Origin of the sequence: uncultured Nostoc sp., assembly GCF_964245575.1 — a bacterium.
Classification (GTDB): Bacteria; Cyanobacteriota; Cyanobacteriia; order Cyanobacteriales; family Nostocaceae; genus Nostoc.
This window is the reverse complement of the sequence record NZ_CAXTNP010000278.1, coordinates 1-9,781: the sequence shown is the minus strand read 5'-3', so window position 1 is coordinate 9,781 and position 9,781 is coordinate 1. Positions and strand designations below refer to the sequence as shown.

6 protein-coding genes and 1 pseudogene are annotated in these 9,781 nt (G+C 38.3%); 5 read left to right on the top strand and 2 right to left on the bottom strand.

Translation table 11 applies throughout. The annotated features are described in order from the left end of the window. Window positions 1-52: 52 nt before the first annotated feature. The 3 genes and pseudogenes from ACFFAP_RS31085 to ACFFAP_RS31075 form a co-directional block, all read left to right on the top strand. A pseudogene (locus ACFFAP_RS31085) lies at window positions 53-616 on the top strand (IS6 family transposase); the annotation flags it as partial. 102 nt (window positions 617-718) lie between these two features. Then, complete coding sequence (locus tag ACFFAP_RS31080) at window positions 719-853, top strand: DUF1392 family protein (RefSeq protein ID WP_375514824.1); 135 nt, start codon at window positions 719-721, stop codon at window positions 851-853. A 178-nt stretch (window positions 854-1,031) separates the two neighbouring features. Continuing rightward, window positions 1,032-1,340 (top strand): hypothetical protein, encoded by a 309-nt coding sequence (locus tag ACFFAP_RS31075; RefSeq protein ID WP_375514823.1) that lies wholly within the window; start codon window positions 1,032-1,034, stop codon window positions 1,338-1,340. A gap of 259 nt (window positions 1,341-1,599) precedes the next feature. Here the strand turns inward: ACFFAP_RS31075 and ACFFAP_RS31070 are convergent, their stop codons facing one another. Together ACFFAP_RS31070 and ACFFAP_RS31065 are read right to left on the bottom strand one after the other, a co-directional pair. Continuing rightward, window positions 1,600-2,556, bottom strand: coding sequence for a CHAT domain-containing protein (locus tag ACFFAP_RS31070; protein ID WP_375514822.1), 957 nt, complete (start codon window positions 2,554-2,556; stop codon window positions 1,600-1,602). 61 nt (window positions 2,557-2,617) lie between these two features. Further along, the gene (locus tag ACFFAP_RS31065) at window positions 2,618-5,695 is read right to left on the bottom strand and encodes a GAF domain-containing protein (RefSeq protein WP_375514821.1); all 3,078 of its coding nucleotides are present in this window, start codon (window positions 5,693-5,695) and stop codon (window positions 2,618-2,620) included. Between the two features lie 958 nt (window positions 5,696-6,653). Here ACFFAP_RS31065 and ACFFAP_RS31060 point away from each other — a divergent pair. Both ACFFAP_RS31060 and ACFFAP_RS31055 read left to right on the top strand, forming a co-directional pair. Next, a complete protein-coding gene (locus ACFFAP_RS31060) occupies window positions 6,654-9,176 on the top strand; it encodes a hypothetical protein (protein ID WP_375514820.1) in 2,523 nt (840 codons plus the stop codon). A gap of 10 nt (window positions 9,177-9,186) precedes the next feature. Further along, window positions 9,187-9,480 carry a hypothetical protein gene (locus ACFFAP_RS31055; RefSeq protein ID WP_375514819.1) on the top strand — a complete coding sequence of 98 codons (294 nt, stop codon included), beginning with the start codon at window positions 9,187-9,189 and terminating at the stop codon, window positions 9,478-9,480. Window positions 9,481-9,781 lie beyond the last annotated feature (301 nt).

The following is a 9,781-nucleotide window of genomic DNA, read 5'->3' as shown; positions in this document are numbered from 1 at the left end:
TCATTTTGGCAGTTTTTGACTCTTCTTTTTTCAGGCTTTGTGAGAAATCCGGGTTTACCGTTGGGTACAAGCTTATGCTCCAGAAATTGAATCTCGATGCAGACCATACTTGAGTCAAACCAATGATTCTTGGCGGGTGGATGAGACATATATAAAAGTGAAAGGTGAATGGAAATATTTGTATCGTGCCGTCGATTCATCTGGTAATACTATCGATTTTATGTTGAGTGCCAAAAGGAATGCACAAGCTGCACAAAGATTTTTTCGTAAAGCTCTAAAAGCTTGTCACAGCAGAACTCCACAAGTGATTAATGTGGATAAAAATACCGCTTATCCAATCGCAATTGATCAACTCAAAAAATTAGAATTATTGCCCGATGATTGTAAATTACGACAAGTCAAATATCTAAATAATAATGTGGAACAAGATCATCGATTTATTAAACGATTGGTTAAACCAGGAATGGGATTTGCCTCGTTCAACACGGCAAGGCGAACCTTGAGGGGATATGAGGCTATGAACATGATCCGTAAGGGACAAATTCAAGGTGCTGCTAAAGGGGACATTGAAGCTCAAGTAGAATTCGTGTCTCAAATTTTTGCAGTCGTTGCATAAGAAGTGATGATTGAGGTGGATCGTCTGTCCTCAAATTGTTTTTGCAACACAACCGCCACGGGTGTTCACTCTCGAAAAGAGCAAATTCTTATAAGTGACTGTATGACTAATCTTGTCCAAAACTTAGAACAGTGCTGGTACATCTCTCCACCTTGGGGTAAAAATATCCCGCCGTTGCTAGTGAATCTGTTAGAGCGGGTGTACGTGAAGTCTGCCAAAGCTTTCGGTTATGTATAAACGAGCGATCGCTCAGAAGTGAAGTTACTCTATATGTTGAATTGCTCTTTTGCAACTACCCTCCCGCCTCAGAAGCTTTGTCCACTTAACGAAGTAGGAGGGTAGTTGCAGATTATTTAAAGGAGACAACATTGTGTGAGAAGTAGGCGTTGATAATATCCGTCGCGGCGGGGAAGTCATGACTGTTGGGGAGCAGTTCTATATTCGGGTTTACAATGCAGTAGATTCTATCGTCACCAATTCGGGAACAATTGCTAAACTTGGTATTACTGCAACAGGAACCGCTATTCTCATCCAGGTTATAGTAACAGCCATTTCATACTCTTTGGATCTTTACCGAGGTGATATTACAGTTGAAGAGTATAAAACTTTAATTTTAGAAGCAGCAAAAACAGCAGGCATTGCTGCATCAATTGTTTTTCTTGTCTTAGTAGCTGTGTTGGCTCTATCCCAGAATTTACAATTATATTATCAGCACCAGTGGTAGTCGTAGGCTTTAATTCCTAATTTGGTGTAAGTATTGTTGTACCTATCATTCAATCGTTGCTTCGCCATACCCAAGCTGGTAGTTTTGGCAATGAAGCTGCTGAAGCTTACAAGGGTTTGTTTGGTGATTCTGTACCTGCTTGACTTACAAAAATACTTTGTGGGGCAATAATCAAGCGATCGCTCTTCATAAGGTATTATCCATCCAAGCACAATCTAATTTTGGGAGATTCTCATTGCGCTGAGTGGGCATTATTAAACTATTGTCTCTTTCTCATTCTAGGAGTTAAGTGTTCTGGAATATTTTCTAATTGAATCGCATTACAACCAAACTTATAAGCAGTCTCAACTGATTTACCTGCCCCAATGGCATCATAAAATCCTGTAGCAAACTTAATCGCAGCTTTATCTCCAATAGCTTTACTCATACCAATTACATGATTAATATGCTCGACGATAGCATCTGCCTGTACCTCAGAATAACAAGCGTTGAGCAGAACACACTCGACATGATTAGCACACAATTCAAATAATATTTTTAAAGCTTCTGTACTTACAAGCTTTGAATTGCCATCTTCATCTTGGATCAACAGTCCGTCTTCACCAGTCCCGTGTCCACAAAAATGGACGATTTGTGGCTCGATATCTAGCAAAGCTCGACGCAAATCATCAGCCTGGACAGCCCATCTTTGCTCTAATCTAAATTTATGACACCTCTGAGAACGACGTAAACCTTCATCAATTTCATGCACCTCTTTGTCTAAACGAAGCCTTGCTTCATTAACTGGACTTGATGCCAGAATTAAAATTACCTTCATCGTTAAATCCTGCTGCTTACACACAAGCGCCTGAATTTTAGCAATAAACTTTTTACTATCAAAATTTTGCTTACTAAAAAAAATGGCTCCATTCTCTGTAACTAAATCAGCAGAATCTTGAGTAGTTAGATGAGGTGTTCCGCTCACTGCTATTGCTGGTATCTGTCGTTCGCTAGCTAATTCGATTAATTGAATTCCCAATTTTTGCGACGATACAAATGAATCGCCCAAACCAATATCAGTAACTAATAAATCCCATTGGCTTTCGTTAAGGGATTTATAAGCCTCATCAAAAGTTCTCAAAACTCTAATCTCTAAGTGATTAGTATCTTGCAGAGCACGACGAATCTTTTCTTGAAGAATACTCTGCCATTCTGAGCGATCTTCAACTAAAAGCACTTTTAAATCTCTCATTTAAATTTATTCAATGAATTTGGTAACTGTACTTGCTTTTAAAAACTCAGATACCCGATTTGTAGATTGGCAATATCACAGAGAACTTTGTTCCTGCATCAAAGCTACTATCCACTAATATTTTTCCTCCTAATCGCTCAACATAAAATCTTGTCCACCATAATCCAAAACCCATGCCTCTTCTAGCATCCTTTGTTGAGTAATCAGCCTGGAAAATATTTTCTAAATTTTCTTGTGCAATGCCTACACCAGAATCAGTAACAATGATTCTCACAAAACCTTCCTCATCAGTTCTAGCCTCAATTGATAACTCGCCTTTTATTCCACTTTTCATTATTATGGCATCTACAGCATTTTGGATCAGGTTATCGAAGACATATATCAATTGCTGTTTACCTGCAAATACTTCAGGTAAGCTGGCGGAAATGTGCAAATTTTGCTTGATATTTGAACTTATGTGCATCCGATTTATTGCTTTAATTACTACTTGTTTGAGATTAATAGGTTGACGTTGTTCTTGCAGCCAAATCTTCAAACATTCAGCATCATCTAAAACCTTATTTGCTAATGACATAATTTCTAAAGCCTTGCTGCGAGCACAATCATCATTTTCATCAAAGATATCCTGCGCCCATACACGAATAGCACCAACATAATTATTTATCTTATGAACTAATGGGCCTGCTAGTTCACCTAACGTAGCTATTGCTTCTGTTTTGACAAGTTGTTCCTTAGTTTCTGCATTTTGAATCGCAATAACTGCGAGATCGGCTAAAACTTCTAACCTGCGTAAATCTCCTTGGTCAAATTCTTTTGGTTTACGTCCTTCTACATTAAGTACGCCAATTACACCACGATCCTTATCTAACAAAGGAACACATAATTCTGAACGTACATTAGTAAAGCAGGGTTGATAGCGTATATCGGACTGAACATCATTCACTAATGCTGGCTGACGATGAGTTGCAACCCAACCTGTAATTCCTTTGTCTAGAGTGCCGTATTTTGGAGCTTGACTAGTTGGTATGCTTTCAGGATAGCTAACCTTCGTGACTAGCAATTTATTAACATGATCTAATAACCGAATGGTTCCTAATTCTGCTCCAGTGATTTGTACTGATTGCTGTACAATCAATTTCAACAGTTCATTTTCTTCTAATGTAGTAATAATCTTGCGGTCAATACTGCTTAATGTCTGTAACCATCTTTGATTTTTAATAGCAGTTGCGGCGGAGGAAGCTAAAGTATTAATAATTTGTTTCTCTTCGCCCGAAAAATCATGAGTCTGCCGATAATTAATGAACATAACTCCAACGATATCTCGCTCTACCCTGAGTAAAACTCCAGCTACGGACTGAATTTTTTCTCGTTGACTAAAAGCTGAGTCTTGAAATATAGGTTCATTTGAGACTATTGAAGCATAGATATTTTCTCCATGCCCAATCAGTAAAAATGGTACATCTTGCTTATCAAGCTTTGTATCTTTCATTTTTTGCTCTTCTTTCAGACGACCTGCATAACTAACTTCAGGTAAAAAATGATCTTCGGTCTGAATATATGCATAAATAGTCACTACATCAGCTGCAAGAACATTTAAAGTGTTCCACGCAATATGTCCTAATAAATCAGCATTTTCTGGTATCCGACTGAGTGATTGAGCAACTGAATGAATAGTGGCTAATTGACGCGCTTTATCATGCATCTGTTGATAGGTGATTGCGTGCCAAATGGCATCAACTGCATGACTAGCGAACAGTTCTCCCCATTGCAACTCTCCTTGACTAAATTGATGTTCGCGCTGAAAGTGTACGTATAAAACTCCTACACAAATAGGCTCTAGTTGCCCTTGGCTAGTCTTATGTTGATGATGATTACCAGTATCTCGATCAAGAGCAGTTATTTCCTGTATACTTGCGTTGCTACCATTTAGTAATAACGGAAAAGCTGCATAAGTTCTAGAACCTTCTTTCAAAGCTATTGGGTTAAAGGAGCTTGGCTGTGAATTTTCGTCTGCTTTTGGTAAATCCGGTAAAAATTTAGGTTTACCCTCAATAATAGCTTGCCACCCTAACCCATTTAAACTTGGGTTGCGCGGTGGAAAGTCTTTGAGAAGCAGATGATCAATACAGCCCGCACAAACTTCGTAAATATAATGGTTTTTCTGTGGTTCCCACAAAAAGTGCAGTGTAGTGAAGTCAGCTTTTAAAATGTGCCTAGCATTTTCAGCAACAGTTTCTAATACGTAACGCAGACGTGCTTTACGAATATCTAGCGCTCTGCGAGCAACAAGTTTAGCTAAAGCGATCGCTTGTTGATGGGTAATTTTGGTGTCACAATTCTCATAACCTGCTTCTACAGAGCCAATTACTTTAGGCGGAGCATAACCTGGTATTGGCTTCATACTGATAATAGTATGTTGCTTTTCAGTACCAATTTGTTTGGGAACGAAATTCTCTTCCCAATCATACTTTTCAAACCAGTTCTCTAGAGTTTTGCCGCTTTCATCTCGAATCAGAATAATCGGCGTAAAAATGCGGACAAGATTGTGATGGTCAAATGTTTCAAATATCCAACTATCAAATCGTTCATTTTGTCCGGAGATAATCTCAGTGTGGCATTCTTTAACTATATCTGCTTGAATATCTCGTAATTCTGGATCGTCCTCAAGGTAATGTCTGGCTCGATTCACCCAATTTTTACCAATGCCAATTCCATGTACTGCTTCAATAGTATTTGATGCAGGCATGACTAGAGATATATTGACAAAATCAAAGCCCAGTGAATCTTGAATTTCATAGCAAATGCGATCAAGAATGAATTCTAAGCGAAAGAGTTCAGTTGTAGCTTTGGCTATTTGATTTTCAGCTTGGAGAATTTTCTGTTCAAATGCTTTGAAATCTTCTGGTAAATCTTGAGAATTGTGCATACACATCTCCTGTGAGTGATGAATTACTAAAGGTTGGGTGGGTGTAGCAATAAGCAATCGCTCCTTATAAAGAACGCAGGGGATGCCTACGGCAACATCAAGGACGAACGCACTCCAGAACTGCTTCCCCCGATGGGTTTCGGGTAACGCGATATTTAACGCCAAGATTCTAAGATGACTGTTATTGTGATTAAACACAACAAGATAATTCCCAGCTTAGAAAACCAATTGCCTGCAAAGGGCAGTAGCATTACAACAATATGTAAACCACCAAAACTAATGAATAAAATAGACATAATTGCAAAAGCGAATAGTGCTAGCAAAAAATATTTGACGAACTGAGCAGGAAATTGCAACAGTAAACTATAGTGTTTTGGTGTCATGGCTATAAACTCCAATCAGATTAGTTGTAGTTCAATTTATTTGTCATGGGCAAAAGCTTAATTCACACCACAAATTTATGCATTTTGGACTCTCCAAGTGTTAATCAATTAACGGTATCTCTTAGCAACGAACATGCGAAGCTTCGGCATCGATACGGCGATCTCTATCGATGTTTCGCGAACAAATATTTACCTCAATTGTTTGCAAATACTTTTATGAAAGTGCGATCCAGCCCAAAAATGCATGTGGTAGAGTTATGCTACTATCACTTGCAAAATAAAGTTTAATTTTGTGGGCTACCAATGGCAAATACTGAAACCGTCTTAACTCTCCTATTGAGGATGCCGCATGTTTAAAAAGCTAGGTCTTGTAACGGAATCAGGAAATTCTTCACATCCTCACAGCAACACTCAACTTTGTCTTGACCTTGACTTAGGCCGCATTGAATTTCTATTAATCCAGTTTGATTGACTTGTTTAAACCTAGCTATCTTCTTTTCACAGTGTTAAGAAAACTTTCTACTGCTGAAGAAAAGGGACATAATTGATTAGCAAACACTTATGTACATGTAAATGTAAAACAAGAGTTTGCTAGTAAAATGTAGCTATATATACAATATAAGAACTATATATTAAAAAAAAGCATGGTTTAAATGACATGTCGGAAAAAAAGCGTAAATTTAAGGTTTTATGTATAAAAAGTTACAGATAATGAAGATATTTTAGGTTTAGTGTAAATTATCTTGACAACTACTAGCTCTAGAATCAAGAGTATGAGTAAAGAAAGTATTGAAGACCAAGAAGAACTCAGGAAGATGCTTCACTTCTTCCTAGAAAAAATGGGAGCAACGCAGGTAGAACTCTCAAAAGGGATGGGTGTTAGCCGACCAGTTGTGATTGAATTTCTCAATCAGCAAAAAGAGAGGTTACCAGTTAACCGTCAAGACTTAATCAAACTTTGCAAAACTCTGCAAAACAATAAACCATCGAAAAGAAAATCAAAAGCAGAGGTTGAAAAAAACTCCCAAGATATCGAATCTCATCCTCATGCTAACGAACTACGAGAATTATTGGGAGAAATTGGTACTGATGAACTATTAGAGTCTGCTGGTTTCTTACCAAATAACGCTAGTATTATTAAGGTCAGCCAAGAAAGGTTTTTTCAAATTGCTCAAGTAGTTGCATTGCTTGAGTTTTTAGAGGTTGAAGATTTAGTACCTACGACTCAAGAGTTTTTAGCAATCGCAAATAACAAAATAGCAATTGCTAACAAAGGACATTTTAAATATCAAGAGAATGACTATTTAACATCCCTGATTGATAATCTCTGGGAATCGCACCCAACACTTGGTTTAAAACTGAGACTGGAAGTAATTGACAAGCTAGAGCGGACTAGGGACAGGCTCAAAGCTGGCGGTAAGACAAAATTTACCCAGCAAGAAGCTATCAGATTATTCATCAGCATTGCGATCAAAGAGCAAATGCTAAAAAATCTCCCTAACCTTCACATTAGAGTGCAAAAGACAGAATTTCAAACTTTATCTCGATATGTTAATGCAGAAGAGGAATATAGTGATTTATACGCTCAATTCGTACAAATAGGTCATCAAGCAGAGTGTGCTCTGAAAACGCCAGGTTCATGCTTGACAATGCAACCACAAGCCAAGTCTCTGGATTCCCTCACTCCCGTGATTATGGCCTTAGTAACCTGTAGCTTTAGTTATGATGGCAAATCTCACGAGCTGATTGAATGGATGTACACTTCTGGCAATACAATCGTTGAGAATGCTATAGGTGCTTTGAGCCTACACATGGGCTTGGCAGAGCATGTAGCTAACGTCAGCATCTCAACCAAAACCCTAGACAGCAGTATTGATTCTTTAGTTGAAACAACAGTAATTATCGGTAATAGATCACATTATCAAGGAATTTGGGTCGATCGCGACTCAATGATTACTATGCTACAAGCGATCGTCTATGCTGCTAAGCAATGGATAGCCGATCAAAGTACATCCGGCAAACTAGATATCCAAATCTATACTTCAGCCTGTAAGGCTCTCTCTGATTTGAGAAAGCGATTAACTAGAGCCAGAAGAGCTTTTCAAAAATTTCAATTTCTTGATGAAGAATGTCAAACGGTTGAGATTAAGAAAATTGCTTATAAAGCCAGAGAGGAACTGAGTAAAATTCCTCAAGAGGATATTTACTTTTCATATCGACTCAACTTCTCTCGCTGCTATTTTCTGACAAAACGCTTAGAGCTAAGACTATCCAATTTTCAAGGAAACATCCGTAACGCACAACTGCTCATTCAAGAAATGAACCAAGTCCTTGAGGAAGATCAGAAAGTCAAGCAAGAGCTTGTTCCTATCCAAGCTCTCATTCAATCAGAAGTCTACCTGTACGAGCTTTCTTGTGGGCACGAGCAGAACTTATTTGATCAAAGCAAAAGAAGTCAGTGGCTGGGATTAGAAATCTGGGACAGTAAAATTCGAGATGCAATTAAACGAGGATTTTGTTACAAAGATCCTGGTTGGGATGTGTATTTAGCATTATCTGAAATGTATGGAAATGTTGCACGGATAGAGTTTTATCTTTCTGATGATAAAAGTTCTCTTTCAGAAGCCGCAGAAAATTTTCTCAGAGCAGCTCACTATGCATTACGTATTGGTTTAGCTCAACGAGCTTCTCGATGGCTAGCTTTTGCAGGAAGAGCTTGGATCAGGCTTGGAGAAGATAATTTGCCAAAACAGGCATCCAAGTTTGCTGATAAACTTGCTAAAACTGATTTAACTGCTGGTCACAGTAATAATTTTTGGCAAGCTGTGCTTTCAGAAATTTATTTGCTTGATGGAGAATATTTATTATTAATTCAAGATGATGTTACCAATGCGTTGGAGGTTTTTTTAAAAGCACTCAAGGGCGCTGTATATCTAAGTTTGAATAGACGTATTTGTGATGCACTTTTTAATATTTCTAGGTGTTCGGATAAGTTAAGCAATTTCAGCGTCAAAGAAGGACTTAGTAGGGTCTTTAGAGAAGAAAATAGCTTAACTAAATCAAACGAAAACAAATTAAACCCCATGAAAAACCTCACGTCTGAGAAAGTTTTAGATTTGCTATGTAAACTATGGAGTAGAGAAGATAATCCTAGTTGGTATCAAGTGGGGGGTGAGTTTTCTCAACTCGCCGCAGGTATTTGGCAAGAATGGCATCGCGATACTGAGCCTGAAGCCACAACTAAACATCCAATCGCCGAACTGATTGAAAAAAAAGTTTGGCTTGGTCGAGTTTAAGCTAAGGGACTTGCGTGAAAATAAAGCTGCACCTTCCTGTTGGATTGTTCGCTATCTAGCTAAGGGAAGGAAGTCGTTATACTGGTATTACAAATTACATACCAATGAAGCGATATTTTCCACAAAGACTGATGGTAAACTCAGTAAATACAAGCATTTAGGCAAGGCTGGTAGTAAAGCTTACATTGATGCTCTAGAACAAATTCTTAACAGAGCTAAAATTAAAGCACTAGATCGTTCAATTGAAATTCTCAATCAGGGTTTGAAAGATTTAATCGAAGAAACTTCTAAATACAACAAATAATAGCACTTGGTTCGCGAATATTATTCGCGAACCAATCCCCCCTTTCCACATCCCGTGAAAAGTCAGTTGAGCGCAGCGATGCATTGAGCGTTGGTCATTGAGCGTAGCCGAAATGAGTCGAAGTGTCGAAACCCGCCTGGTTGGGACAATGCGGAAGCAACAGCCAAGTTCCATATTTCTATGCGACCGCACTCGGTAGCTTTTTAACAGTGAACAAGTTATCAGTGGTCTATTTATCCCGTGATCTAAGGTGATTTCCGAAAAAGAAATTACCAATTAAAGTGGTTGAATCAAGATGTCC

Bases quoted from the DNA above. Each gene is read 5' to 3' on its own strand.
- ACFFAP_RS31080 (WP_375514824.1), top strand. From the start codon at position 719: ATGACTAATCTTGTCCAAAACTTAGAACAGTGCTGGTACATCTCTCCA.
- ACFFAP_RS31075 (WP_375514823.1), top strand. From the start codon at position 1,032: ATGACTGTTGGGGAGCAGTTCTATATTCGGGTTTACAATGCAGTAGAT.
- ACFFAP_RS31060 (WP_375514820.1), top strand. From the start codon at position 6,654: ATGAGTAAAGAAAGTATTGAAGACCAAGAAGAACTCAGGAAGATGCTT.